At 70.2% G+C, this 26,727-nt stretch carries 19 protein-coding genes; 9 read left to right on the forward strand and 10 right to left on the reverse strand.

Annotated features, from left to right (window positions below; translation table 11 throughout):
- Positions 1–167: 167 nt before the first annotated feature.
- From AB0I12_RS41740 to AB0I12_RS41750, 3 genes are all read left to right on the forward strand, one after another.
- A complete protein-coding gene (locus tag AB0I12_RS41740) occupies positions 168–1,292 on the forward strand; it encodes a glycosyltransferase family 1 protein (protein ID WP_359941791.1) in 1,125 nt (374 codons plus the stop codon).
- Positions 1,289–2,488: a glycosyltransferase gene (locus AB0I12_RS41745; RefSeq protein ID WP_359941793.1), complete on the forward strand. Its 1,200-nt coding sequence runs from the start codon at positions 1,289–1,291 to the stop codon at positions 2,486–2,488. Before AB0I12_RS41740 ends, AB0I12_RS41745 begins: the two co-directional genes overlap by 4 nt.
- A 117-nt stretch (positions 2,489–2,605) precedes the next feature.
- A complete protein-coding gene (locus AB0I12_RS41750; protein WP_359941795.1) occupies positions 2,606–5,662 on the forward strand; it encodes a hypothetical protein in 3,057 nt (1,018 codons plus the stop codon).
- A 46-nt stretch (positions 5,663–5,708) separates the two neighbouring features.
- On the opposite strand, the gene AB0I12_RS41755 is transcribed toward AB0I12_RS41750, so the two are convergent.
- Entirely contained in the window at positions 5,709–6,524 is an 816-nt protein-coding gene (locus tag AB0I12_RS41755; protein WP_359941797.1) for an MBL fold metallo-hydrolase, read from the reverse strand.
- A 223-nt stretch (positions 6,525–6,747) separates the two neighbouring features.
- Here AB0I12_RS41755 and sdhC point away from each other — a divergent pair, with 223 nt between their 5' ends.
- From sdhC to AB0I12_RS41780, 5 genes are all read left to right on the forward strand, one after another.
- Positions 6,748–7,125 carry a succinate dehydrogenase, cytochrome b556 subunit gene (gene sdhC, locus AB0I12_RS41760; RefSeq protein ID WP_359941799.1) on the forward strand — a complete coding sequence of 126 codons (378 nt, stop codon included), beginning with the start codon at positions 6,748–6,750 and terminating at the stop codon, positions 7,123–7,125.
- Position 7,126: 1 nt separating this feature from the next.
- Positions 7,127–7,582 carry a succinate dehydrogenase hydrophobic membrane anchor subunit gene (locus tag AB0I12_RS41765; RefSeq protein WP_359941802.1) on the forward strand — a complete coding sequence of 152 codons (456 nt, stop codon included), beginning with the start codon at positions 7,127–7,129 and terminating at the stop codon, positions 7,580–7,582.
- Positions 7,583–7,590: 8 nt separating this feature from the next.
- A complete protein-coding gene (sdhA, locus tag AB0I12_RS41770) occupies positions 7,591–9,333 on the forward strand; it encodes a succinate dehydrogenase flavoprotein subunit (protein ID WP_359941805.1) in 1,743 nt (580 codons plus the stop codon).
- A complete protein-coding gene (locus AB0I12_RS41775) occupies positions 9,333–10,037 on the forward strand; it encodes a succinate dehydrogenase iron-sulfur subunit (RefSeq protein WP_359941808.1) in 705 nt (234 codons plus the stop codon). The genes sdhA and AB0I12_RS41775 overlap by 1 nt, the downstream gene beginning before the upstream one ends.
- Before the next feature lie 74 nt (positions 10,038–10,111).
- Positions 10,112–11,278, forward strand: a complete 1,167-nt coding sequence (locus tag AB0I12_RS41780) for a hypothetical protein (protein ID WP_359941811.1) — start codon at positions 10,112–10,114, stop codon at positions 11,276–11,278.
- Here AB0I12_RS41780 and AB0I12_RS41785 read toward each other — a convergent pair.
- From AB0I12_RS41785 to AB0I12_RS41815, 7 genes are read right to left on the reverse strand one after another with little or no spacing between them, the layout of a single operon-like run.
- Complete coding sequence (locus AB0I12_RS41785; protein ID WP_359941814.1) at positions 11,275–11,688, reverse strand: DUF2000 domain-containing protein; 414 nt, start codon at positions 11,686–11,688, stop codon at positions 11,275–11,277. The genes AB0I12_RS41780 and AB0I12_RS41785 overlap by 4 nt on opposite strands.
- A gap of 43 nt (positions 11,689–11,731) precedes the next feature.
- The gene (locus AB0I12_RS41790) at positions 11,732–13,660 is read right to left on the reverse strand and encodes an SWIM zinc finger family protein (protein ID WP_359941817.1); all 1,929 of its coding nucleotides are present in this window, start codon (positions 13,658–13,660) and stop codon (positions 11,732–11,734) included.
- Positions 13,657–14,796: a VWA domain-containing protein gene (locus AB0I12_RS41795; protein WP_359941820.1), complete on the reverse strand. Its 1,140-nt coding sequence runs from the start codon at positions 14,794–14,796 to the stop codon at positions 13,657–13,659. Before AB0I12_RS41795 ends, AB0I12_RS41790 begins: the two co-directional genes overlap by 4 nt.
- Positions 14,793–17,177 carry a DUF5682 family protein gene (locus AB0I12_RS41800; RefSeq protein ID WP_359941823.1) on the reverse strand — a complete coding sequence of 795 codons (2,385 nt, stop codon included), beginning with the start codon at positions 17,175–17,177 and terminating at the stop codon, positions 14,793–14,795. Before AB0I12_RS41800 ends, AB0I12_RS41795 begins: the two co-directional genes overlap by 4 nt.
- Positions 17,178–17,185: 8 nt before the next feature.
- Positions 17,186–18,280, reverse strand: coding sequence for an AAA family ATPase (locus AB0I12_RS41805; RefSeq protein WP_359941826.1), 1,095 nt, complete (start codon positions 18,278–18,280; stop codon positions 17,186–17,188).
- On the reverse strand, positions 18,280–21,804 hold the full coding sequence (locus AB0I12_RS41810) for a DUF4132 domain-containing protein (RefSeq protein ID WP_359941829.1): 3,525 nt from the start codon (positions 21,802–21,804) through the stop codon (positions 18,280–18,282). Before AB0I12_RS41810 ends, AB0I12_RS41805 begins: the two co-directional genes overlap by 1 nt.
- A 53-nt stretch (positions 21,805–21,857) precedes the next feature.
- A complete protein-coding gene (locus AB0I12_RS41815; RefSeq protein ID WP_359941831.1) occupies positions 21,858–22,685 on the reverse strand; it encodes a M55 family metallopeptidase in 828 nt (275 codons plus the stop codon).
- A gap of 23 nt (positions 22,686–22,708) precedes the next feature.
- On the opposite strand from AB0I12_RS41815, the gene AB0I12_RS41820 reads away from it, so the two are divergent.
- Positions 22,709–23,524 (forward strand): AraC family transcriptional regulator, encoded by an 816-nt coding sequence (locus AB0I12_RS41820; protein WP_359941834.1) that lies wholly within the window; start codon positions 22,709–22,711, stop codon positions 23,522–23,524.
- Here the strand turns inward: AB0I12_RS41820 and AB0I12_RS41825 are convergent.
- Together AB0I12_RS41825 and AB0I12_RS41830 are read right to left on the reverse strand one after the other, a co-directional pair.
- Positions 23,496–23,726, reverse strand: a complete 231-nt coding sequence (locus AB0I12_RS41825; protein ID WP_355696278.1) for a hypothetical protein — start codon at positions 23,724–23,726, stop codon at positions 23,496–23,498. The genes AB0I12_RS41820 and AB0I12_RS41825 overlap by 29 nt on opposite strands.
- Positions 23,727–26,489 carry an AAA family ATPase gene (locus AB0I12_RS41830; RefSeq protein ID WP_359941837.1) on the reverse strand — a complete coding sequence of 921 codons (2,763 nt, stop codon included), beginning with the start codon at positions 26,487–26,489 and terminating at the stop codon, positions 23,727–23,729.
- Positions 26,490–26,727: the final 238 nt, after the last annotated feature.

The following is a 26,727-nucleotide window of genomic DNA, read 5'->3' on the forward strand; positions in this document are numbered from 1 at the left end:
GCCGCCCTGCCGACGAACGGATCCCCAGAGTTCGCGTGCGACTAACCCAGCACATCTCGGTGGCAACCTGAAGGACACTTCAAGGCCCTGCAGCCGTCGCCAGGGCATCGACGCGGTGTCACGAGAGCGTCGCCCAGGGTTCATGGTCGGTGAGGAACCTTCGAGATGTGCGAATCGTGATGGTGGCCGAGACCTTCCTGCCGCAGATCAACGGCGTGGCGAACACGGCTCGCCACGTCGCCGACCGGCTGCGTGCCCGCGGGCACGAGCTGCTGATCATCGCCCCCGGGCCGGGCCCCGACAGCTACGGCGACGTCCCGGTCCTGCGCGCCCGGAGCTTCCGGACGCCGGGGTACAAGGAGTACCCGGTCGGCCTGCCGGACCCGTCGATCGAGCGGGCGATGGCCGAGTTCCGGCCGGATCTGGTGCATCTCGCCTCGCCGTTCATCATCGGCGCGTACGGGCTGCGCGCCGCCCGCAGGCTCGGCGTACCGACGATCGCGATCTTCCAGACCGACATCGCCGGCTTCGCCCGCCAGTACCCCTGGTACGCCGCCGCCGACCGCGGCATCTGGCGCTGGGTGAGCCGCACACACTCCCGCGCCGACCGCACCCTCGCGCCGTCGACCTCGGCCGTCGACGCGTTGGTCCAGCGCGGCGTACCGCGGGTGCACCGCTGGGGCCGCGGCGTGAACCTCGACCTGTTCGATCCGTCGAACCGCGACGAGCAGTGGCGCCGGGAGATCTCCCCGGACGGCAAGCCGATCGTCGGGTACGTCGGCCGGCTGGCGGCCGAGAAGAAGGTCCGGCGGCTCGCGGAGCTGACCGGCCTGGACTGCCGGATCGTGGTCGTCGGCGACGGGCCGGACCGCGCCGCCCTGGAGCACGCGTTGCCGACGGCAACCTTCCTCGGGATGCGCCGCTGCGCCGACCTGGCGTCGATCTTCGCCGGCCTGGACGTGTTCGTGCACACCGGCGAGCACGAGACGTTCTGCCAGACGATCCAGGAGGCGCAAGCCTCCGGTGTCGCGACCGTCGGCCCGGCCGCCGGCGGTCCGCTCGACCTCATCCACCCCGGCGAGAACGGCCTGCTCTTCGAGCCCGGCAAGCCCGGGTCGCTCCGGTCCGCGGTGAAGACCCTGCTCGACCACCCGTCAGCCCGCGGCCGGATGGCGGTCAACGGCCTGCACCGCGTCCAGTCCCGCACCTGGCCCGCGGTCGTCGACGACCTGGTCGATCGGCACTACGCCGAGGTGCTCCGCGACGCAGCCGCCGTACGGCGGGTTGCATGAGCGGCCTGCGGATCGCCCAGCTGGCCAACTTCGTCGGGCCGACGTCCGGCGGGATGCGGACCGCGATCGAGCACATCGGCCGGGGGTACGCCGAGGCCGGCGCCGAGCGGATCGTGATCACGCCGGGCGAGCGGGACTCCGTCGTCGAGACCGAGCTCGGCACGATCGTCCGGGTGAAGGCGCCGAAGGTGAGCGGCGGGTACCGGCTGATCACCACGCCGTGGACCGTGATCGACGTCCTCAAGCGCTTCGGGCCCACCACGGTGGAGATCTCCGACAAATCGACGCTGCTCCCGGTCGCGCGCTGGGCCCGCAAGAACGACATCGGCACGGTGCTGTTCAGCCACGAGCGCCTCGACGCGATGCTCGCCCTCGGCGCGGCGCGTCCCGGTCAGCTCGGCGGCAACGACGTACTCCGGCCCGGCCGGATGCTCGGCGTCGGGACGCAGTGGTGGGGCGCGGACGGCGTGAAGTACAGCCAGCTCGGGATGGTCGCCACGGTCGCCGCGTTGTACAAGATCCTCGGCCGCACGTACGACGCCGTGGTGGTCACCTCGCGCTACGCGGCCGCCGAGTTCGACGAGGTGACGACCCCGCTGGTCCGGATCCCGCTCGGCGTCGACCTCGACACGTTCCACCCGTCACTGGGTTCGCCTACGGACGACGGCGTCCTCAAACTCGTCCACGCCGGGCGGCTGTCCCGCGAGAAGAGCCCGCACCTCGCGGTCGCCACCGCCGCCGAACTGCACCGCCGCGGCGTGAACGTCCGGATGGACGTCTACGGCACCGGCCCGCACCTCGACGAGCTGATCGAGATCGCCGGCGACGCCCCGGTCACGTTCCACGGCTACGTCGACGGCCGCCGTACTCTCGCCAAGCATCTCGCCGAGGCCGACATCGCCCTGTCCGTCTGCCCCGGCGAAACCTTCGGCCTGGCCGTTCTCGAAGCCCTCGCCGCCGGCACCCCGGTGGTCACCGCCAACACCGGCGGCGCCCGCGAACTGGTCGACGAATCCTGCGGCCGCTGGGCCCCCGCCAACCCGAACGCCCTCGCGGACGCCGTCCTGGCCCTCGCCGACCACCCCAACCGCCGCCAGGCCGCCCGCCACCGCGCCGAGCTCTACACCTGGCAAACCTGCGTCACCCGCATGCTCACCCTCCACCACCGCCTGGCCCAGAGCCGCCTCGCCGCCTGATTGCACAAAGCTGCAACTACTCCCGGGGAACTTGCGGTCCGGACCGCTTTCGCGATACCTGTTCCCTCTCGCCGGTGTTACTCGGGGTGCGCCGGATTCCCCTGCCCTGGAGATTCGATGCGTCGCGCCCGCAAACCCGCCCTACTCCGCGCTGCCCTGGCCACAGCCCTGGCAGCCATCACCATCCCCTTCATCGCCCACGCCGCCTTCGGCGAAGACACCGCCACGACGCCTACTGCCCAGGTCTTCCCGACCCGCACCGGCATCGGTGTCACCTGGGACAGCGTCGGCGCCACGACGTACCGGGTCGAACGCAAACAAGCCGCCGACTGGCAGGACGTCAGCGGCTCGTTGCCCGATGCGACCACCACGTGGGTCGACGACACCATCGCACCCGGCTCCACCGCGGACTACCGCGTGGTCGCCACCGACGACACCGACACGACCAGCCCCGCGGTCACCGCGACCCGCGTCGCGGAGGCGCCGGTGGTCGGGGACATCGACGTACTCGCCCTCGACGCGAATCGGAGCGGAGGGGAAACCTGGCTGCGCGACGAGACGGCCGGTCCGGTCACCGCGTCGGGCCCTGCCGGCGGCTCGCGGACCCTGACGGCTGGCTCGCTCAAGATCAGGATCCCGGCGTTCTTCGCCGGACCGGGGTACTACGGTCTGCAATCACAATCGGCGATCACGGTGACCCAGGGCACGCAGAGCTGCGACTCGTCGACGACCGTGCACGTTACGGCGGTCACCTATACGGCCGACGGACAGCTCGAGACGCTCGCCGCCTCAGTCGCGATCAGCACCTGCACCGGCGCCAAGCCGATCGGCTGGCTCGAGGTCCGCTACCGGAGCGCAGTCGGCTACAGCCTGCTGTCGATCGCGCCGGACAAGCTGGAGTTCGGCCGCGTCATGGTCGGCACCCCGAAGAGCTTGCCGCTCACGCTTACCAACACCGGCACTGAGCCGGTGGGGCTCGGCAACATGTCCCTCAGCTCACAGAGCACCGCGGTCTGGAAGCTGGATCGCGACGATTGCTGGACCCTGCCCGCGGGTGCGTCGTGCACGGTGAATCTGACCTTCGATCCGATCGGCACGTATGGCTACGGGGACTTCACCGACACCCTGTTGCTCGCGCAGTCCAGCAACGTCCAGCCACGCACAGTCCGCCTGACAGGCACCTCGATCTCCCTGCCCAAGGCGCCCGAGTGGCTCGGCGTCGTGCCGACGTACTCGGGTTTGGTGCTGGACTGGCCGACCTGGAAGGTCTCCGGCGGCACACCTGTCCGTGCGTACGTCGTCCACCGCTACCTCAACGGCGTCGAGACGACCCAGCAGGTCGCGGCGGACCCGGCAGCGGGCGACCGGACCACGCTCACGGAGCCCGACCCGAAACCAGGCACGCAGTACGCGCTGTCCGTGATCAACGATGTCGGCGAAGGACCGGCGACCGCGCCGAAGACGGCGACCCGGGCTACTGACCAGCTCGCCGTGACGATTGGCAGGCCCGATACAGAGCTCGCCACATCGACGCTCTCGGGGTACGTCGTACCGCTACCGCAGGACTCCAACTCCGTCACGCCCAAGGAGTCGCTCACGGCCGCGCCGGGTGGCCGGGCGCTCGCGTACGTCACGACCGATACCGAGCAGATCCTCTGGACCCGGCTTGTCGCCCCCGGCCAACTCGGCGTACCGGCCAAGTTGTTGACGTCCACGGCGCCGATCACCCATCTCTCCTGGTCCCCGGACGGCTCGCGGATCGCGTTCCAGTCGCCGGAGAACGGGACGCCCTGCGTGTACGTCGTACCAGCGGCAGGTGGCGCACCGGTGAAGATCGCCTGCGACGTGACCAGCCCGAGCTGGATGCCCGACGCGTACACCCTGATCGTCTCGGACCGCCGGTTCGACGGTGACGACCGGTTCGCCCGGATCAAGGCGACGCCCGGCGGCACCCGGATCGCTACGCTGCCGGCGCCGACAGCTGCCGCGGACGGCGCGCCGGTCCGGGTCTCGCCCAACGGCAACCAGGTCGCCTTCGGCTCCGGGTCCGACGTCAAGCTGACCGACTTCTCTTCGCAGACGATCACGGTGACCAGGACCTTGGACTCGAGGGTCCGGTCGATCGACTGGAGCCCGGACGGGCGGTCGCTGCTGGCATTGAGCGACGGGAACAAGCTCACCAGCATCACTCCGAGCACCCACGGAGGTGTCGAACTCGACACCAACACCACCGCCCCACGCGTGGACATCGCCCGGCAGCGACTCGGTCCGGTGATCGCGCCGACTCCGGAGATCGTCGGACCGCAGACCTCGATCCCGTTCGACAGCTCCGCGCTGCTCCCGGGCACAAAGTTCATCTGCTCCGTCACCCTCTACGTACCGGCGGCACCGTGTACCTCGCCGTACCAGGTAAGCGGCCTGCGCCCCGGCGAAGCCGACGTGGTGATCGCCGCGACCGAGCCGGACGGAAGGGTCACCACGGCTCGCCGGACGCTGACGGTAGACGCGATCGGACCGATAGCCCGAGTGACGGGACCGGCGTACCAGTCGTCGGTCGCGGCGACGGCGAAGGTGACCGTGACGGCCACGGATCCGACCAACGTGGCGCCTGCGATCGGCGTGGCGTCGTACGACGTGCGGTACCGGCGGGCGACGTCCGCGGGCGCGTACAGCGCGTACGTCCAGCCGTGGACCGGGATCACGGCGACCTCGGTGGACGTCTCGGTGGCGGCCGGGTACGAGTACTGCTTCTCGGTGCGGGGCAAGGACAAGCTCGGGAACGTCGGCGACTGGAGTGCGGAGCGGTGCTTCTCGCGGCCACTGGACGACCGGTCGATGGCGATGGCAACGACCGGGTGGGCTCGTGGGACGTCGTCGAAGTTCTACTTCGGGACGGATACGCAGACGACGGCGTCTGGGAAGGCGTTGACGCGGACCGTGCAGGGTAAGCGGTTCTTCCTGATCGCGACCCGGTGCCCGACGTGCGGGGCGGTCGCGGTGTACGCCGGCAACAAGCTGCTGACCACAGTCAACCTGGCCTACCCGACGACGCACTACCAGGTCGTTCTCGGGCTGCCGGTGCAGAGCACGCTGTTCAGCGGGACGCTGACTGTGCGGACCGTCACCAGCGGCAAGATCGTGCAGATCGACGGGCTCGCGGTCGGTCGCACCTGAGCAAGTGAGCCGGACGCCCGCGGCAAGGCGGGCGTCCGGCTCCGGCTCAGGTCAGGTGGTCGTAGTCGCCGCGGACCCAGGCGGCGTGCCGGTCGGCGGAGCGGCGGACTACTGCTTTGGCGTCGACCGGGATGACCGAGCCGAAGTTGTTGTAGAGGCGGTCGTAGGAGAACGGGTCCAGGGAGCGGGCGACCCGGTCGACGACGGCGCCGGACAGCGGGATGCGGTTCGGGTAGCTGCGCATGAAGCTGACCGAGGTGCGGTCCGGGTTGGCGAAGATGGTGTCGCCGGACAGGATCACTCCCTTGCCGTCGGCACCGTTCGCCCAGTGCACGACCGCGCTGCCGGGGAAGTGGCCGCCGGGCTGGATCAAGGTCACTCCGGGTAGCGGGTTGAGCTCCCCGGACCAGGTGCGGATCACCGGGTCCTTCCGTGCGACCCACTCCTGGTCCGCCTCCGCCACGTACACCGGTACGTCGCCGAGGCGGTGGCTCCACTCGACCTGGACGCCGTACATGTGCGGGTGGCTGGCGACGATCGCTACCACGTCGCCGAGCGCGCGGACGCGGCCGACGGCGTCGTCGTCCAGGTACCCGATCGGGTCCCAGAGCAGGCTGCCCTCGGCGGTTGTCACCAGCATCGACTGCTGCCCGATTCCGACCGGCGGCTTCGAGCGGACGCCGTACAGGCCCGGCTCGACCTCGTCGATGGTGACCTCGGTGCCGGCCGCGGCCAGCTCCTCGAGCGTGGTCCAGTGCTGGCCGTCGGCGGGCACCCACTGCCGCTCGTCGGCACAGATCGCGCACACCTCGACCTGCTCCGAGTGCTCCACCGCACACGTCGCACAGATCCAGAAACTCACCGTAACTCTCCCCTCTCAGCGGAAGCCGCCAGTGTTTTCGTTCAAGCTCAGTTGAAGTCAAGGGCATCGAAGGGCCATCGTCGAGGGCCACTCCGGGCCCGGGTCGGTGGGCCACCGACGCGACCGATCTCACACCTGTCAGGACATTTCGGGGTCAGCGGCGGGACTAGCATCGAATCGGCCTGGATTCCGCCAGGCTCGGGAGCTCCGATCGGAGGACGGTTTGCCCAGCAAACCAGCCGGCACGCTCTACCGCGGCCGGGAGGGCATGTGGTCATGGGTCGCGCACCGGATCACCGGTGTCGGGATCTTCTTCTTCCTGCTGGTGCACGTGCTGGACACCGCGCTGGTCCGGGTGTCGCCGGAGGCCTACAACGAGGTCATCGGCACCTACAAGAACCCGGTCGTCGGCCTGCTCGAGGTCGGCCTGGTGGCGGCGATCCTGTTCCACGCCTTCAACGGCATCCGGCTGATCCTGGTGGACTTCTGGGCCAAGGGCCCGCGCTACCAGCGGCAGCTGATGATCGGCGTCGGCGTCGGTTGGGTCGTCCTGTTCGTCCCGTTCGTCATCCGCCATCTGACCCACGTGTTCGGAGGCTGAGATGAGTGACATCGCGGCTCCCCGGTCCAGCAGCCGCTCCAGGAGTCTGAAGGGCGGCGGCCGGAACCGCTCCGGCCAGACCAACTTCGAGCTGTACAGCTGGCTGTTCATGCGGCTGTCCGGGCTCGCGCTGGTGATCCTGGTGCTCGGCCACCTGTTCGTGAACCTGATGCTCGGCGGCGGCATCACCGCGCTCGACTTCGGTTTCGTGGCCGGCAAGTGGGCCAACCCGCTGTGGCAGGTCTGGGATCTGCTGATGCTCTGGCTGGCCATGCTGCACGGCACGAACGGGCTGCGCACGATCGTCAACGACTACGCCGAGAAGGACCAGACCCGGTTCTGGCTGAAGGCCCTGCTGGTCACGGCCGCGATCGTGATCGTGGTCCTCGGCACCCTGGTGATCTTCACCTTCGACCCCTGCCTCGACCCCAACAGCACGTTGTCGGTCTGCAAGTAAAGGAAGTCATGCAGGTCCATCAGTACGACGTCATCATCGTCGGCGCGGGCGGCGCGGGAATGCGCGCGGCTCTCGAGTCCAGCAAGCGCACCCGCACCGCCGTACTCACCAAGCTCTACCCGACCCGGTCGCACACCGGCGCGGCCCAGGGCGGCATGTGCGCCGCGCTGGCCAACGTCGAGGAGGACAACTGGGAGTGGCACACCTTCGACACGGTCAAGGGCGGCGACTTCCTGGTCGACCAGGACGCGGCCGAGGTGATGTGCCGCGAGGCCGTCGACGCGGTTCTCGACCTGGAGAAGATGGGCCTGCCGTTCAACCGGACGGCCGAGGGCAAGATCGACCAGCGGTTCTTCGGCGGTCACACCCGCAACCACGGTGAGGCCGTGGTCCGGCGGTCCTGCTTCGCCGCGGACCGGACCGGCCACATGATCCTGCAGACGCTGTACCAGCAGTGCATCAAGCAGAACGTCGAGTTCTTCAACGAGTACTACGTCCTCGACCTGCTGATGACCGACGGCAAGGCGAGCGGCGTGGTCGCGTACGAGCTGGCCACCGGCGAGCTGCACGTGTTCTCCGCCAAGTCGGTGATCTTCGCGTCCGGCGGTTTCGGCAAGGTCTTCCGTACGACGTCCAACGCGCACACGCTCACTGGCGACGGCATGGGCATCGTGTGGCGCAAGGGCCTGCCGTTGGAGGACATGGAGTTCTTCCAGTTCCACCCGACCGGTCTCGCGGGGCTCGGCGTCCTGCTGTCGGAGGCGGCCCGCGGTGAGGGCGGCATTCTGCGGAACAAGGACAACGAGCGCTTCATGGAGCGCTACGCCCCGACCGTGAAGGACCTGGCGCCGCGGGACATGGTCGCCCGCGCGATGGCGAACGAGGTCCGCGAGGGCCGCGGCTGCGGCCCGGACGGCGCGTACGTGATGCTCGACCTGACCCACCTGGAGCCCGCGCACATCGACGCGAAGCTGCCGGACATCACCGAGTTCGCCCGCACGTACCTGGGTGTGGAGCCGTACACCGAGCAGATCCCGGTGTTCCCGACCGCGCACTACGCGATGGGCGGCATCCCGACCAACATCAAGGGCGAGGCGCTGGCCAACAACGACGACGTGATCCCCGGCCTGTACGCCGCGGGTGAGGTCGCCTGCGTGTCCGTGCACGGTGCGAACCGCCTGGGCACCAACTCGCTGCTGGACATCAACGTCTTCGGCCGCCGCGCCGGGATCGCCGCCGCGGAGTACGCCGAGACCGCGTCCTTCGAGGAGCTGCCGGACGACCCGTCGGCGTACGTCGTGGAGCTGGTCGAGGGTCTGCGGACCTCGGCCGGCGAGGAGCGGATCGCCGCGATCCGGGCCGACCTGCAGGCCACGATGGACCTGAACGCGCAGGTGTACCGCACCGAGGGCTCGCTGAAGCAGGCGCTGGTCGACATCGAGGCGCTCAAGGAGCGGTTCAAGAGCGTCGGCGTCCAGGACAAGGGCAAGCGGTTCAACACCGACCTGCTGGAGGCCGTCGAGCTGGGCTTCCTGATCGACCTGGCCGAGGTGCTCGTGGTGTCCGCGCTGGCCCGCAAGGAGTCCCGCGGCGGGCACTTCCGCGAGGACTACGACAAGCGCGACGACGTCAACTTCATGCGGCACACGATGGCATACCGCGACGTCGATGCCGAGGGCAACGTCAACATCCGGCTCGACTACAAGCCGGTCGTGCAGACCCGCTACAAGCCGATGGAGCGCAAGTACTGATGGACGTCAAGGTCAAGATCCTCCGGTACAACCCCGAGGTCGTCGACGAGGCCGAGTGGAAGACGTACTCCGTCACGCTGCAGCCGACCGACCGGGTGCTGGACGCGCTGCACAAGATCAAGTGGGAGCAGGACGGGACGCTGACGTTCCGGCGGTCCTGCGCGCACGGTGTCTGCGGCTCGGACGCGATGCGGATCAACGGCCGCAACCGGCTCGCCTGCAAGACCCTGATCAAGGACCTGAACCCGGAGAAGGAGATCACCGTCGAGCCCATCAAGGGCCTCGCGGTGCTCAAGGACCTGGTCGTCGACATGGACCCGTTCTTCGAGGCGTACCGCTCGGTGATGCCGTTCCTGGTCACCAGCGGTCACGAGCCGACCCGGGAGCGGATCCAGTCGCAGGCCGACCGGGACCGGTTCGACGACACCACGAAGTGCATCCTCTGTGCGGCGTGTACGACGTCCTGCCCGGTGTTCTGGTCCGACGGGCAGTACTTCGGCCCGCAGGCGATCGTCGGCGCGCACCGGTTCATCTTCGACAGCCGTGACGAGGGCACCGAGCAGCGGCTGGAGATCCTGAACGACAAGGAAGGCGTCTGGCGCTGCCGGACCACCTTCAACTGCACCGACGCCTGCCCGCGCGGTATCGAGGTCACCAAGGCGATCCAGGAAGTGAAGCGGGCACTCATCTTCCGCCGAGTGTGAGGGTGGGCCTCTCCTCGCGTAAGATTCCTCCGCCGACCTGACCCGCCTCGCCGGGGACATCTCTGCCTTGGGGGGTGACTGTGGAGCCGCGCCTGCGGGAACTTTCCGACCGCTACTACCGTCGCCTGGCGGAGGTGCTGGAGCGCTGCGGCCTACCCCGCAGCATGCCGCCGTTCCTCGTCCTCGGGGTGCTCGCGGCGACGGCCTCGATCGTTCTCGCGGTCGTGCACCTGGCGTCCCACCGGTCCGCGTCCGACGGGCCGATCGCGATCGCACCGGCCGCCGCCGGGCGGTCCGGCAGCTCGGTGGTGAACTCCGAACGGGCCCAGGTGCTGTCGGTCACGATGGTCACCCGGAACCGCTGGGCGGCCGGCTGGTCGGACTGCACCAGCGGCCCGAACTGCCGGTACGCCGCCGTCATCGACCGCGACGGCTCCCGGGCCGTCGCCCCCGAGTGGCCGGTTCCGTATGCGACGCTCCGGGCCGGCAAGGAGGCGATCGCAGTCGCACCGCCGCTCGAGGGCACGCTGACCGGCGCCGCGACGATGATGTTCCGGCTGACGTACGACGGGCCGGTGCTGACCCGGCTCCGGTACCGGTTGCCGACCTCGACGTTCGACGAGGACGAGATCCTCACCGACCGGATCGTGCCAGGGGCGATCGTCGTGGTGAACCCGCAGGAGTCCTCGGTCCGGCTGCTCAAGACCCGGGGCACCCGGTCGCCGGTCTGCGACGACAGCGGCCGCTGCTGGATCCTGAGCGGGATCGGCCGGACGGACATGCTCTGGACCGACGACGGCGGTCGCACCTGGGGCTCGCGGGCACTCGACAGCCACAACCAGCTCGGCCGGCTCGCGGTCAGCCCCGACGGGCGCACGCTGCTGACCACCGCGGTGGCGGTCGGCGCCAACGGCCAGACCGTCTCGAAGATGGAGCTGTCCACCGACCGCGGCGCGAACTGGACGACGATCCAGGACCCGCCTGCCAGCCTCAGCGCGCCGCCGCTCGCCTTCGACGATGGCACCGCCCTGCTGCTCGGCGGCCGCGCCGGTGACCGCCCGCGGCTCTACCGGGTCCGCGACGGCGCCGCGAAGCTGGACCGCGGCTACCCCGGCGACCTCGCCGACCTGGCCGGCGACTCCGACCTGATGTACGGCTTCGAGGTGCCGAAGCGCCGCACCACCGAGGTCGTGCTCAGCACCGACCGAGGCGCCACCTGGACGAAGTTCGCCCCTCGCTAGTGGTGCTTCGCGGCACCCTTCAAGGTCTTGTCCACAGCGTTCCGCGGCCCGTAGAACGCGATCCCGACCAGGTCGAGCTCGGCGGTCCGCACCGCCCGCACGGCGGCCCGGTTGTCCCGGTCGTTGCCGGTCGCAAACAGGTCCTGGGTGAACACCGAGTGCTCGATTCCTCGCCCGAGCGCCCGCTCGTGCGCCGTCGCCATGAACTCCTTGGACCCCTCGAACACCATCACCGGCTGCCGAAACATCGGCAGGTACTGCACGCCGTCCGCGTCCTCATAAGCCTCACCCACGACCTCCGGATGCGTCCCGGCGATCCCACTGACCAGAAACGCGGTCACGTTCAACCGCTGCCACACAGCCAGGTCGTCCCGCAACAACACAGCAATCTTCGTATCGAACTTGTCCACAGCTAGATGGTGCCCGGACCACGGGCAGCGGTCTTGTACGTTCTTAACCGCCGGTCAGCAGTTCCGTGACCTGAAGGGTCAGGTAGAAGGATCGCAACAGCGCGACCGGCGGCTCGGCCCCGCAGCCGGTTGGGTACACGTTGAACCCCGCCGCCCGGAGCGCCTGATGGTGTCTGTCCAACTCGTGGTTGAACGCACCGGCCGAGGCCGCCCCGGTGCCGCGCTCGGCCTGCCGGACGAGCCAAGCGCGCAGGTCCACCAACTGGGCCGGTTGCGCGCTGGCGGGCGCGATCGAGAGCTGTCCGGCCGTACGGCGCCGTCGTGGCGCCCCCGCACCGAAATGGAGCGCCTCGACGGCATCCCCGGCGGGGCGATCGGGGTGAATCAGGCTGAGCGGTTCACCGGTCAGTCCCCCCGCGGTGCGCCTGATTCTGGCCACCACCAACGTGCCCGGCGCCGGCTCCGGACGTGACTCGATCCCGTCGACCGCATGGCTGGTCTCCGCCGAGTACGGCACGCACAGCGGCAGGACGTCGCCCTCGCCGTCGGTGACCGGCCATTCGAGCCGCTGCATCGCCTCGTCGAAGTACGCCGGAGCGAACGCGGCGGGGCGCAGTACTGCCCACTCGCGCTGCGGGCCCTCCCGCTCGAGCAAGCTCAGCAGCCGCCCACCGAGCAACGCCGACCACCTGTCGGCCACAGGTACGGCGGCGGCGATCGCGACGCCCGTCAGCGGATCGGCGAAGGCGTGCGTGCTCTCGACGCCGGACAGCCGGCCGGTCGAGGTCAGCCGGGCGCCGGTCAGCTTCACGCGGGCGCCGGTCGCGTCCGACGGGCTGTGCAGGCCGTCCCACGGGCCGGGCGCGGTGTACCGGCCGCGCGGGTCGAAGAGCAGGCTGCTCGGCCGGCTGTCCGTCCAGGTCACCGGTCGCTTGTCGTCGACCGACCAGAAGACCACGGTCAGCCCCGCGAAGCCGGACGCGGTCCGCCAGGGGAACGCGCCGAGGCCGACCAGCTCGAGCCTGCCGGCCTGTTCGAAGCGGCCACGTGCGGAGCCGACCAGCCGCGGCACATCGCCGAGCTCTCCCAAGGCGCTGACCAGCGCGTACGCGGTCGCCAACTGCTCGAGCAGCGTCTGTTCGTCGGCCTGTGCCGAACGGGCGAGCGTCAGCTCGATCTGCCCGGCCATTCCGCGGAGCAGGCCCGCGAGCCGGTAGTACTCGGCTCCTTGTGCCGAGACGGCGAGCGTCTCGTAGCGCTGATACAGGGACGGCGAGAGATGGGCGACCCCGAGCTGGACGGTGTCGCACAGCAATCGCTCGACGGCCGCTCGGAGCCTGACGCGGCCCTCGCCATCGGCCCTCGGCGCCACTGCCCGGCGCTCGATGGGCTCCAGCTCCAGACCGCTCGCCCGTTGGTAGGCCAGGACGACCGCGATCCGGTACTTCTCCAGCGACGCGAGCTTGCCGTCCGCGACCAGTCCATCGAGTCCGCCGCCCATCCAGCGGAAACCGATCCGTGGACTCGACAGCGTCAGCACCAGATGCTGCCCCTGCTCGATCCGGATCCCGTCCTCCGGGTCCAGATCCTCGACGTACTCACGGGCCCAGCGGTACGCCGCCGTACCGGCGAACGCTTTCAGCTCGGCCGTCGTGATCCGCAGCAGGTCCTCGCCGACCTGCTCCTCCTCGGGACCGTCGTCGGTCAGCCACAGTCCGGCGGCGACGATGTGCTGACAGGTCGAGCCGCTCGGGCAGCTGCAGGTCGCGCCGGTCGGCCCGGTCGCGTCGAAGGTCACCGTCGCCGATCCCAGCGCCACCTGGAGCGAGTCCGGGCCGTCGGCGACGATCGACGGCGACTGCTGCTCGAGGTCCTTGCGGGCCCGGCGCAGCAGGCCCTTGGAGGCCAGAGCGGCCCAGGCGTCGTCGTCGTACCGCCGGAGCACGGCGGTCAGCCCGGGCTTGATGCTCATCCGGTCACCTCGACCAGCCAGGACGCCAGCTGTCCCGGTGTCAACGCGGCGATCTCCATGCCCTCGTCGGCGAGCCGGCCCGCCATCGCCTTGTCGTAGAAGGGTTCCGCGGCCCCGTCGAGCGCCGCCAGCCCGAGCAACTTCACCCGGGCCTCGGCCAGGCCACGGACAGCCCTGATCAGATCGGTCGGTGCACCGCCCTCGCAGAAGTCGGTGACCAGGACGAGCACGGTCCGGTGCGGGTTCTCGACGAGCTGAGCGCAGTACCGGACGGCCTTGGCGATGTCGGTGCCGCCGCCGAGTTGCACCCGCATCAGGACATCGACCGGGTCGTCGGCGTACGCCGACAGGTCGACGACCGACGTGTCGAACACGACCAGCCGGATCCGGAACGCCGGCAGTCCGGCGAGGATACCGGCCATCACTGCGCTGTGGATGACCGAGCCGGCCATGCTGCCGCTCTGGTCGACGCAGACGATGATGTCCCACGGCAGCCGGCGCGCGTTCCGCTCGAAGAACAGCACATCGGCCAGCACGATCCGCCGGCCTTCGAGGTCGTAGTTCTTCAGGTTCCGGCGGATGGTGCCGTGCGGGTCGAAGTTGGCCGCGACCTTCAGCGGGGAGTGCCGGTGCTGGTTGAGCCGCCCGGCGAGGGCGGCGCGGATCTCCAGCTCGAGCCGGCGGCGCAGTTCCTCGACGACCTGGCGGATGATCCGGCGGGCGACGGCGAGCGTCTCCTCGCCGAGATGCCCCTTGAGCATCAGCAGGGTCTTCAGCAGATCCTCGTCCGGCTCCATCCGCTCGAGCAACTCCGGATCGGTGATCAGCTCGGTCAGGCCGTACCGGTCGAGGGCGTGCCGCTCGACGATCTCGACAGTCTCCCGCGGGAACAGCTCGCGGACCTCGGACAGCCAGGTGACCAGCGCCGGCGCCGACGCGCCGCTCCCGCCCGGCTGCAGCTGGTCCGGCCGCGAACCGTCGCCGCCACGGACGCCGCGACCGCCGTACTCACGCCCATACAGGAAATCCAGCGCGGCCTCCATCCGGGCCTGGGCACTGCCGGCGGGCGCGGACCCGAGCTGCCCGTTCGCGTACCGGCCCAGCACCAGGCGCCACCGCTCGACGTCCGCGCTCACGCCGACCACCCGCTCAGGCCGTCACGTTCGAGCAGCGCCCGGGCCTGTTCGGAGATCTGCAAGCGGCGTTGCACCTGTTCGGCAGTGGCGCTCGCGATCGTCAGCGAGCCCAGATCCGGCAGGCCCTTGAGCGAGGCGACCAGCTTCGCAACCCGATCTGTCTCGACCGGCGTCAGATCCGCGAACGCGAGCCGCAGCTCGGGCAAGTGCCGGACGAACGTCGCCTGATCCCACCCCGTCAACCGGCGATCGAGTTCGGCGAGCAGACTGCGCTCCTGCCAGGCCACCTCGCGGGCCGTCAGGAGCAATCCCGACACGAACGCGACTCCGGCCACCGGCGACACCCCGCCGGCCAGGTGCCCGGCGACGCGGGTGACCACCTCGTCGGCGGCGGAACGGCCCGCGGAATAGGCGATCCCGGCCGCCGCGCCCTGGACGAACGGTTCGGCGTGCCCCGCGGCGATCCGGTCCACGAGGTCCCAGTACAGATCGGCGTCGAGCTCACCACCCGTCTGGGCGACGAGCAGATCGCGCAGCCGCACCAGCGCGTCCGCAGTCGGTCGTGGATCGCCGACGAGTTGCCGGCCGAGATAGACGGCCCGCTGGTACGCCGTACGCACCAAGGCCGGGACCTCGCCGAGCCTGCGCGCCTCGAGTGGTTCACGGGCTTCCCAGAGGAGGGCGAGTTGCGTGACCGCGACTCCGACCGCCGCGAACGACGCGTCCGCCGCGACGCTCGCCCCCACCAGCTCCAGCGTCTCGCCGACCCGGTCGTGCAGCCCGACCACGCAGGCTTGTGCGAGGAGCGCGACCGCCTCCGGAGCGCCGACGGTCGTCGTACGGCGTTCCGCAAGGAGCTCGGCGAACCGCGTCGTCACCGCGGTCGGCACGGTCGAACCATAGATCGATGCCTCGACCAGCGCGCCTTCGGTGAGCGGCGTCCAGCTGTAGTCCCACTTCTCGTGCAGGCGGCCAAGGCCGGTGCCGTGCACGAAGTCGGGGCCGGCGGTCCGGGTCGCGAACGGCACCCCGAGGATCGCCAGGCCGTGCAGGAGCCGTGAGGTCTCGCGATGGGCGGCGTTGCGGTACAGGTCGAGCGAGGTCGACTGGCGGCCGAGGTCGTCGACCCGGATCCGCTGCTGCCGAAGGCGCTGCCGGGCGTCCTCGACGAGCGGTGTCCGCCCGGCGCCCGGTGGAAGTCTGCCGATCGCGTCGCCGGTCAGCGTGTACGTGCTCGCTGCGCGGACCAGCACACCTTCGACGTCGGCATCGCCCTTCACGAAACAGCTGAGCACGGCGTCGAGCAGATCGCTGCGCAGCGGCGCCGGGCGCTCGCGCAGTGCGGCCAGCCGCAACGACTGCTCGAACGCGGCCACCACTGAGGGCAGCGGCAACGGCAACCGATGCCGGTCCCGCAGCTCGGCGCTGATGTCCAGCAGCGCGGTCAACGTCGCCGCGACGCGCGGATCCTGGCCGGCCGGTGGATCGACGAGATTGGACCAGAGCCGTTGGTGCCACGCGGGCGACGTCATCCCGGCGCCGTACCCGTTGAGCCGCTCCAGGCGCTCGAACGTGTAGCGGATCAGCGCCGAGTCACCCGAGACGTTCGGGACGTCGATTGCCGGTCGAGCGGGCGGGTCCGCCAGCAGGGCAGGAAATGCGACCGCATGGAATCCGCCCACGACCACCAGCACCGGCCCGTCGTCCGCGCTCCGGGTCGCCAGCGCCTCGCGGACATGCCACACCATTTCGGCTTCGCGCGCCGTCGTACCGTCCGCGGCCAGGTCCTGCTCGCTGCGATCCGCACGAGCCATCACGCAGTACGCCGCCATCCGGGCGATCTGCTCGGCCGTGCCGCTCGTCGGCGCGTCCGACTCGAACAGCAGCTCCCACAGGTCCTCGTCATCGGCGCAACCGAGCCGCTTCGCCAGCAGCCGGAGACTCTCGCTGTGCCGGAAGTGCCGCTCGTCGAGAAGTGACGCGCCTTCCTCGCCGATCTCCTGCGGCACCTGCTCCACCAGCTGCTGCTCGGCCAGATCCAGGTCGATGAAGCGGCTCGGGATGCCGGCGGCGGCAGCGTCCCGCAGCGCGACCAACTCGGGTGAGTAGTCGCAGAACGGGTAGTACGCCGCCCAGCGATCGGCGTCACGCGCCGCGTAGGTATAGACGGCCAGCGGCATCTCGGCGTCCGCATGAGTCAACAGCGGGATCAGCGGAGTGAAGGCGCGCGGTCCTTCGACGAGCACCTGACATGGGCGATGCTCCTCGATGAGACGCCGTACCAGCAGCGCGCACGCGGGACTGTGGTGCCGGACCGGCACGACGACCAGGTCGTCACGGACCAGCTCGGCCGCCAGGTCCCGCACCTCCCCCGCGTCCATCGGAGCCCTCAGCGGTCGAGTTCCCGGCGGGCGTCGAGGACGCGGCGCCACTGGCGGTCGGAATTCGCGCGCTGCTTGACCACCACGTCGAAGTAGTGCCGCAGCTTCTTCCCGTCGTCCGGGTTGTCCTTCAGCACCGTCCCGATCAGCTGCCGGGCCACGTGCTCACCACCGACCGTGCCGTCACCGAAGTACTGCGCGTCGAGACCGGCGGCGAACCCGACCGCGACCGCCTCCGCCGACGACAGCACGGCGCTCGGCCGCTCGATCACCGTGCCCTCCGCGGTGACACCTTCCCGCAGGTCGTGGAAGGCCGTGACCAGCAGACTCACCACGTCGTCGGTGAGCCGGGTCTCGATCTCGGACTGCGCGAGCAGCGTCGCGGTCTGCTGCTTGACCAGCGCCTCCTCCAGCCGCCGGTCCGCGATCGGCCGCACGGTCTCGAAGTTGAACCGGCGCTTGAGCGCGCTGGACATCTCGTGCACGCCGCGGTCGCGCAGGTTCGCCGTGGCCAGGACGTTGAACCCGCGCTCGGCGAACACCGCGGCCTCACCGCCGGAAAGCTCCGGGACATGGATGACCTTGTCCGACAGAACGCCGATCAGCACGTCCTGGATCTCCGGCTGGACGCGGGTGACCTCCTCGAACCGGCACGGCTTGCCCTGCTCCGCAGCGACGTACATCGGGCCTTTCACCAACGCCCGCCGGCTCGGGCCCTCGGCGAGCAGCAGGGCGTAGTTCCACGAATAGGTGATCTGGTCCTCGGTGGTGCCGGACGTGCCCTGGATCGTGCAGGTCGAGTCGCCGCCGATCGCCGCCGCGAAGAGTTCGGACAGCATCGACTTCGCGGTCCCGGGCTCGCCGACCAGGAGCAGGCCCCGGTTGCTCATCAGCGTGACCACGCAGCGGTCCACCAGCGCGTCGTCGCCGTAGAACTTCTGCCGTACGTCGAGATCGCGGTCGCCGAGTACGAACGCCCGCACCGCCCGGGGGGACAGCTGCCACCCGGCCGGCCGCGTGGCGGTGTCCGCCGCCCGGAGCCGTTCCAGTTCCGCGGCGTGCACGACCTCGGCCGGCTCCCGCAGGATCGTTGCGTTGGTCATCAGTACTCCGTCTTCTGCTGCCAGTCCGGATCGAAGCCGGGACCGTCGGAGGCCATCAGCCGGACGTCGTTGTAGACCTCGGAGAGCAGCACCGACGGCACGTCGCCGAGCCGCACGACCGTCCCGATGCCCGGACCGTCGGCCGACCGCAGCACCCGGACCGCGCCCAGGGCGACCGTCCGGTTCTGCTCGGGCAACGGGTTCCCCGAGAAGCCGACCTCGACGACCAGGCCGAGCGTCGGGAAGCGCTTCTCGTACTCGTAGAACCAGCCGGCGTCCTGCGCCGTACCGCGGGTGTAGCCGAGCTTCCCGGTCCGCCCGCGCAACGCGAACGCCTCGACCAGGTGGCCCTCGAAGTCGTTCAGGACCTGGGTGTCGGCGCGCTCGGCGGGCAGCCTGAAGATGCCCTTCCCGAACTGCTGGAACAGCGGCACGATCTCGTAGTCGTCGAAGTGCTGCTGCCAGCCGCGCACGGTGTCCTCGTCGAGCACCGTGTCGTGCGCGATCCGCACCACGGCGTCCGGCCTGAACTCGACCTCGTTGTCGTCCACGTCGGTCAGCGAGCCGTCGTCGAGAGGCCGGAACACGGTCTTGCCGTCGGCGACCCAGGCCAGCCGTTGGAGCAGCCGGCGCATGATCGGATGGCCGTTCAGGTACCGCTGCCAGTCCTCGAACGGCCAGGTCCGCTCCGTGCACAACGCCTCGTACAACCGGTCGGTCTGCAACTGGACGACGGCCTTCAGCTCACGTTTGGCGGCCGAGAACGCCTTCTTCGCCGCCTTCACCGCGTCGGCGTCATCGGTCTGCCGCGCCGCGGGCAGCGCCTTGAGCTTATTGCCCTCCGGCGACAGCAACGCGACGGTAAGGTCCGGCTGCAGTACGGCGGTGAACACGCGATCGCCGTACGACAGGTCGATCCGGCCGTCCTCGTCGAGGCCGGCCACCGGAACGCTGCGGTCGGCGAGCTCGTTGATCGTCCAGCCTTTCCGCTCCGCGAGCGCCTCGGCCTGCCGGGTCGCCTCGTCCTGGAAGCTCTTCGTCCGGAACCGCGAGCCGACCGACAGCATCAGCTGAATCGCGCTCGGGTCCTCGATCCAGGCAAGCATCGCGATCAGCGCCTTGCCCTGCGCGGCCCGCGTGCCGTACCACTCCTTGAGGTACCGCCCGACCGGCGCGGCGGCGCGCTCACCGGCACAGGCCGCGGCGACGGCGAGCACACCCTTGGAGGCGATCGCCGACCCGGCCGGCCGCGAGGCGAACCGGGGCAGGAGGTACGCGGTGATCTGGGCCAGGTTCATCCCGGCGAGCGGGCTGCTCGCGTTCTGCTGCGGGTATCTGGTCAGGTAGCTGTGCTGCCAGGTCGCAGCCTCCGACGCCAGCCGATGCGCCTCCTCCTGACTGATCGGTACGACGTCCTGCGCCAGCCACGTCTCCAGCAGGTGCTGCCCGAACTCCTCCCGCTCCGCGGGGTCGAACATCCCGCAGTACTTGCGCAGCAACGCATTCGGCTCCGGCGACTTCGCCTTCACCGCTTGGGCGATCAGCCACTTGAGCACCTCGGGCGGCACCGCGTCGCCCGAGTCTGCCCAGTGCACCTTCGGCAGCAGGTCCCAGCGCATCCACTCGAGACCCTTGGGCAGCCCCTTGGCCAAACCCTTCCCGGCGTCCTTTCGCAGGCCGTCGCGATCGACGTACTTCTCGACCGGCCGGCCGAAACTCTCGAGCGCGTCCAGGAGCGCGCCGGTGGTGACGTCGTTCTTCTCCTTGGCGATCGCTGCTTCGAGAGCCGGTACGGCGGGTTCGTACCGCAGCCGCTGAAGCCACTGCGCCGCAACGGCACGGACCTCCGCCTTGGTGTCCTTCAGCGCCGCGACCGGCCGTTCCTCGAACCCGTCGATGCGAGCCAGCATGTCCTGCGCAGCACGGCGTTTGCCCTTCTGCGGCCGCAGCGCGATCTTGGTCAGCGCCTCGACCGCCTCCCCGGGCAGCGTCGGCAACGTCGCCAACGCCCGGAACGGCATGTCGTCGTGCATGTAGTAGTCGCCGTTGATCTCCAGCATCTCCAGGAAGTGCGGCAACGCATGCCTCACGAACGGAGCCACCGCCTCGTCCGGCCAGTGGGTCGCGAGCCCGTTGTAGCTGCGCTTGTACCGGTCGGCGACGAGCGCGCTGCCGTCGAGTCCCATCGCGTCGAGGATCAGGGCGAGCTCGAGCAGCGTCGGATGCCCCGTCTCCTGGAACAAGCTGTTGTAGAACCCGCTCGCCTGCTCGGTGAGCAGATGGTTCCAGCCGGCCATCAGTACGCCGGTCCGGGCCAGCACCACGGTGGAGACGATCGGCCCCATCTCGGCCGCGTGCTCCCCCAGCACCAGGGCCAGCCAGTTCTGTGGCACTCGCCGCCTGACGATCTCGCAGGGCACCCCAGTCTCGAGCGTCGTCAGCACCTGCCGCAGATCGTCCTCGGTCAGGCTCAGCTCGTCACCGCTGCCCGCGAAGGTGTGGTTCCCCTGCATGATGTGGACCCACAGCGCGCCGAGCATGGATCGCAACTCGTCGGTGACGGGAACCCGCAGGTCGACAGGACGAATGTCCGGCACCGAGGCTTCCTCCTGCGCGGAAAAGGCCCAGGTGTCCAGGAGTTTGCGGACACTGGCCGCCCGATCGGCGCCGGCAACTTTCTCGGCCCACTGCCGTTGCTCCTCGTCGTCTGTTGCCCAAAGCAACTTCAGCGCCTCGATGCGCTGCTCCGGCTTGCCCTTCTCGGCCAGCACGCGGAGCTCCCCCAGTACGCCATCGACCGCAAGGAACCGCTGCGCGTCGGTCCGCACCTGCCGGTTGGAGGACGCGAGGACGCCGGCCAACTCCGGGGCAAGCTCCTGCTGCAGCTCCGCCGAGAGGTGCGTGAAGAACGGCAGCGCCGACTGCTGATGGGCGACCTTGTCGAGCGTCAGCCCGGCCCGTAGCGCCGGGAGATTCCGCCGCACCGCGTCCTCGTACCCGGGGAGGTGAACGACGGCGGAGACGCGATGGTCCGGGAAGTACCCGGTGTGCCCGGCCGGGATCTCGAAGGCGATCAGCAGCATCGTGGCGGGATCGAGGCCGGCCGCGACCAGGAGTTCTTCGAAGCGTTCGTGGCTGAACACGGCCGGGAGGTTGCCCAACTGCAACAGCAGCGCACCGATCCACGGCGGCTGGCCGGCCATGTCACGCGGAAAGTAGTGGGACGTGTTGGTCAGTGCCGTGCCCAGCAAAGTCGCCCAACGGCCGACGACTTCGATCGGCAGCTCCGCGAGACCTCCCAAGAAACGCTTCACGGCGGCCTCTTCGGCCGGCTCCCCATGCGCGATCACCCCGAGCTTCCAGGTCACGTCGTAGCCGCCGAGTCTGCCCAGCAACGATTGCCGGGCACCCGTCAGCACGTAGGAAACCAGGTCCTCGTGCAGGTCCGCGTCTCCGTCCGCGATCGGCTTCAGCGCCAATCGCAGGGCCGATTCGAGATTGGCCGGAACTGTTGTCGCTGTCATTCCCACCCCCAGGTCGTCGAGTCCCCGAAAGCTACCGACGACCTCCGACAGTTTCAGCAGTACGGCGGATTCGACGTCACTGCCGAGCAGACGCGGAGGAACAGGTTGAACAGCCGGTAGAGCTGGAGCATGTCTGCTTCGAGGGTCACGGTGCGGTCGTCGCGGCGGGTGACGCCGGGGATGGCGGTGAGGTGGGAGGGCACCGAGGCGGACTGCCAGCGGACGGCCATTGTTCGGGGACCGGTGGGGCGGGTGGGGTGTGCGAGGTTGGCGAGGGCGTCGGCGGTTGTCGACTCGATCGCCTCGCGGGCCTCGGTGACGGGGACCAACTGGGCTGCGAAGCGGTCCTTGGCGAACTTGACCGGGACGGTCGCCACCGCGGGGTCCCACGCCTTCATCTCGTCGCAGGCGGTGTCGTCGCCGGTCAGGAGGGCGATCGGTACGCCGTACGCCGCGGCGGCCGCGTGGAACAGGCCGATCTCGCCGGTGACCTCGTCGTCGAGCCAGATGTCCTCGATCTCGTGGCCCATGAAGCTGTGGCTGAGCACGCCGAGGACGCCGGCGCGCGCGTGGTACCCGACGCAGAGCGCCGCGTCGTACTCCGGGGTCAGGCCCTCCATCATGCCCATCGGCTTCGGGCGGCCCTTGATCAGGCGGGCGCGCGGGTCGAGGAGGTCGGGCAGCAGGTTGCGCATCGGGCCGTGCGCGTCGTTGACCAGTACCTCGGTCGCGCCGGCGGTGTACGCACCGCGGACCGCGGCGTTTACGTCCTCCGTCATCAGCACCCTGGCGCGCTCGTAATCGCGGCCCGGCGGCTGGACGTCCTCCGCGTCGACGACTCCGGTGATGCCTTCCATGTCCGCACTCACATAGACCTTCACACGCAGCAGCGTATGTTCTGACTATGAGCGGTCGCGCCGAGGTCCGGGCGTGGCGGCCCGGTCTGCCCGGCGTCGTCGAGGTCCTGCACGCCCATTTCCCGTCGCACGCGTACCCGAGCCACACGCACGACGCGTGGACGGTGCTGATCGTCGACGAGGGCGCCGTCCGGTACGACCTCGATCGGCATGAGCACGGGCTCGCGCAGGCACAGGTCTCGCTGTTGCCGCCGCACGTTCCGCACGACGGACGCTCGGTGTTTCCGGGCGGCTTCCGAAAACGTGTTCTGTACCTGGCGCCGAACCGGCTCGGCGGCCCCGACCTGATCGGTGCGGCGGTCGACCAGCCCGAGTACGTCGACGCGCTGCTGCGGCACCGGATCCACCAGCTGCACCGGGTGCTCAGTGACGGACGAGAGGACCTGGAGGCCCAGAGCCGGCTGACGTTGATCGAGGAGCGCATCCAGCAGCACCTCACGCGCCAGGTCGGAGAGCCGGGCGGCAGCGCCGACGTCGCCAAGCGGCTGCGGGACGCCGGTGTGGCGGGCCGGCTGCGGGACCTGCTGGACGCCCATGTCGCGGACGGGCTCACGTTGGAGCATGCCGCCCGGATCGTGCACGCGCACCCGGCGCATCTGGTGCGGGCGTTCAGCCGGGAGTTCGGGATGCCGCCGCACCGGTACCTGACCGGGCGGCGGGTCGACCTCGCGCGGCGGTACCTGCTGGACGGGCGCCCGGCAGCCGAGGTGGCGACGTTGGCCGGCTTCTACGACCAGTCACACCTGAACCGGCACTTCAAGAAGGTGCTCGGGGTCACACCGACGAGCTTTGCGGGGCCTTAGCCGCCTTGTAGGCGCGGACACCCCAAGTGCCCAGCAGCGCCGCGATCAGCAGGTTCACGACGATCAGGATCGTGTGCGCGACGTAGTACCCGGTCGGGCGGTCCTCGGTGTCGACGAGCGCCTTGATGAAGCGCACATAGGTGATGACGTTCCAGGCCGCGATCGCGAGCAGGACGACGGCGTGTTTCCGTTCGAGTTTCACTCAGCCATTCTGACTCGGGCGGTCGACCATCCGGAGCAGCTGGGTCCGGTTGGCCACGCCGAAGCGGCGGTACAGGCGGGTCAGCTGCGACTCGACCGCCTTCACCGACAGGTACAGCGCCGCGGCGATCTCCCGGTTCGTGGAGCCGTCGCGGACCATCGAGACGATCTGCTGCTCGTTGTCGGTCAGCTCCGACGGCAGCCGGCTGCGGCTCGGTACGTCGAGGCGCGCGAGCTCGGTCTCGGCGACCTCGCGCCAGGCGGGTGCGCCGTACGCCTCGAACTGCTCGATCGCGTCCAGGAACGCGGTGCGCGCCACCGAGCGGCGCCGGGCCTGCCGCGCGATCCGGCCGCGGGTCAGCTCGCAGCGCGCGAGATCGAGCGGGTAGACCCGGTCTCCCGCCGTACCGACGGCCTTCTCCAGCAGCTCCAGTGCCGCGGCCGGGTCGCCCTGCTTGGCGATCAGCAGCGCCTCGGCGCGATCCAGGCCGAGCTTGACGACACCGCGGTCCAGGTTCTCGGCGCGGGTGCGGATCTCGGCGATCAGCGTCGCCGCGTCGTCCAGCCGGCCGGCGGCGACCAGGGCCTCGGCGTAGTCGGCGTGCCACGGGATGACCGCCGGGTCCCACGGCATCGCTGCCTCCCCCGACTCCGCGATCGCGTCGAACGCCTCCACGGCCCGCTGCGGGTCGCCCGTCAGCACACCGAGCATCCCGAGGCTGGCCAGCGCGGGGCCGGTCCACTCGTCGTTCCCGATCCGGCGGACCTCGTCCAGCGCGGCGTCGGCGAGCTCGCGGCCCATGGCCGCCGTACCGCCCGCCCACTCCGCGCGGCTGGCGATGATCAGACCGACCTCGGCCTCGTCGCCGATGTCGCGCATCAGCTGGTAGCACTCGTGCCCCGCGGCGAGCGCGTCCGCGCCCCGGCCGCTGCGCTCGTAGATCGCCGTCGCCGAGATCAGGACCGACGCCAGCCAGCGCATCGCGCCGTGGTCGCGGACCTCGTCGGCCAGCGCGGTGATACCGGTGATCGCCTCGGCGGTCCGGCCGCGGAACAGCTCCTGCATCGCGGCCATCTGGCGCGCGTTCACCGTGGCCTTGGTGAGCGGCAGGCCCTTCGCGAGCTCGGCGGCCTGCAACAGTACGGCGTCCGCGGACTGCTCGGCGTCGCGGGCGATCAGCACCGAACTGGCGGCGCTCAGCGCGTCGACGACCGCCTCGGTGTCACCGGCTTCGCGCGCCAGCGCCTCGGCGATCCGGGCGTCCTCCTGCGCATCGTCGAGGCTGCGGTCGAAGTAGTGGCTGTGGCTGCGCTCGATCCGCACCCGCGCCTCGAGCCGCTGGTCCCCCGCGGCCGCCTTGAAGGCCTCCGCGAGCAGCTCGACGCGGCGGTCCCGCTCCGGCCAGACGGCATCCGCGCAGAGCAGCAGCGCCGGAACCTTGGTCGCCGGCAGGGTCGCGGTCTGTACGGCGAGACGCGCCATGTCGGACGACTCCGCCAGATGCCCCGCCGCCGCCGCGTCGTCGGCCGCGCGGGTGAGCCTCCGGGCACGCTCATCCGGCTGCGTGCACGGCGTACGGTCCGCGCTCAGGCGCCACAGGGTCGCGGCCGCACCGGGCGCGCCTCGTCCGGCGGCGACGGTGGCGGCTTCCTCGATGGCCGCGGCCAGCGCCGCGTCGGCCTCCTGGGTGGCGAGGGCGCGGTGGGTCGCGTTCTCGACCGGTTCGTCCACCGCGGCGGCGAGTTGTGCGTGGGCCTGGCGGCGGGCGGCCGACGTGGCCTCGGCGTACACGAACTCGCGGAGCAGCGGATGGGTGAACCGGAGCCGCTCGGCGGAGATGTCGATCAGGCCGAGGGTCTCCGCCTCGGCCAGGTCCGCGTCGATCGGGCGGCCGAGCGACGCGGCGAGCTGCGTCGTGGTCGGGCGCGGCGACGACGCGGCGTGCAGGAGCACCTCGTGAGTGCCGGTTGACAGCGTGGCCAGACGCTCCCCGAGCAGGGTCTTCAGGCGGCTGGACACCGGCAGCGGGTCGTTGGGCGAGACGCTCTTCGGATGCCGCAGTACGGCGCGCCCGAGCTCCAGGGCCATGAACGGGTTGCCGGCGCTCGCGGTGAAGATCCGCCGGGCGGTACGGACCGGGAGCGGGCTGGACAGCCGCTGCCGGAGCAGGCCGAGGACGTCGGGCTCGGTGAGCGGCGGGACCTCGAGCTGGAGGACGGGCTCCGGGCACGCGTCGGCCATCACCGGCAGGTCCCCGTCGGCGACCTGCTCGGTGGCGAGCAGGTGCACCCCCTCGGTCAGCCGGCGGGCGCAGAACGTCAGCACCTCGAGGCTGGACGGGTCCACCCACTGGATGTCGTCGACGACGATCAGCACCGGACCGGTCGTGGCGAGCCGGCGGAGAACGTGCAGGACGGCGAGCCGAACGGCCAGCTCGTCACGGACCGTGTCCGGCGCGCTCGCCTTCAGCAGCGCCACCTCGAGCGGCTGCCGGAGGTGGTCGGGAAGCACCTGCCAGGCGAAATCGAGCTGGTGGGAGAGCAGGTCGAGGAGCGTGACGTACGGCAGGCCGGCCTCGGCGTTGGACGGTGCCGCGCTGAGGATCCGGCAGCCCTGACGAACACGCTCCGCAACCAGGGTCCGGGCGAGTGCCGACTTGCCGATACCGGTCGGGCCGTAGAGCAGCACACTGCCGCTGGTCTCGAGCTGCTTGGTGGCACGCTCGACCAGTCCCGCTCGCCCGACCAGCTCGTCGTCAGTCAATACAACTCCTCGAAGGATTACCTTCGCCGATTATCACAGTCGATCGGTGTTCGACACGGCGAGTGTCACATGAGGAAATGTGCTGGCCACCATCCTGACACCCATTCCTGTCTGGTTCCGAGCAGTCAGCACGGCACGATCGTGCCGGGGCACCGGATGGTCTTTCGGCGACTTTGGGCACCCACCAACCGTTTCACCCCTGCGAGAACGGTTGGCGGGGGCCCAAAGAGCGTGGACG

Source organism: Kribbella sp. NPDC050459 (genome assembly GCF_040655315.1).
GTDB lineage: Bacteria > Actinomycetota > Actinomycetes > Propionibacteriales > Kribbellaceae > Kribbella.

What these genes read in the sequence shown, in the direction of transcription:
- AB0I12_RS41745 (WP_359941793.1), top strand. Translation starts at nt 1,289, where the DNA reads ATGAGCGGCCTGCGGATCGCCCAGCTGGCCAACTTCGTCGGGCCGACG.
- AB0I12_RS41750 (WP_359941795.1), top strand. Translation starts at nt 2,606, where the DNA reads ATGCGTCGCGCCCGCAAACCCGCCCTACTCCGCGCTGCCCTGGCCACA.
- AB0I12_RS41765 (WP_359941802.1), top strand. Translation starts at nt 7,127, where the DNA reads ATGAGTGACATCGCGGCTCCCCGGTCCAGCAGCCGCTCCAGGAGTCTG.
- sdhA (WP_359941805.1), top strand. Translation starts at nt 7,591, where the DNA reads ATGCAGGTCCATCAGTACGACGTCATCATCGTCGGCGCGGGCGGCGCG.
- AB0I12_RS41775 (WP_359941808.1), top strand. Translation starts at nt 9,333, where the DNA reads ATGGACGTCAAGGTCAAGATCCTCCGGTACAACCCCGAGGTCGTCGAC.
- AB0I12_RS41790 (WP_359941817.1), bottom strand. Translation starts at nt 13,660, where the DNA reads ATGAGCATCAAGCCCGGGCTGACCGCCGTGCTCCGGCGGTACGACGAC.
- AB0I12_RS41800 (WP_359941823.1), bottom strand. Translation starts at nt 17,177, where the DNA reads ATGGACGCGGGGGAGGTGCGGGACCTGGCGGCCGAGCTGGTCCGTGAC.
- AB0I12_RS41805 (WP_359941826.1), bottom strand. Translation starts at nt 18,280, where the DNA reads ATGACCAACGCAACGATCCTGCGGGAGCCGGCCGAGGTCGTGCACGCC.
- AB0I12_RS41810 (WP_359941829.1), bottom strand. Translation starts at nt 21,804, where the DNA reads ATGACAGCGACAACAGTTCCGGCCAATCTCGAATCGGCCCTGCGATTG.
- AB0I12_RS41820 (WP_359941834.1), top strand. Translation starts at nt 22,709, where the DNA reads ATGAGCGGTCGCGCCGAGGTCCGGGCGTGGCGGCCCGGTCTGCCCGGC.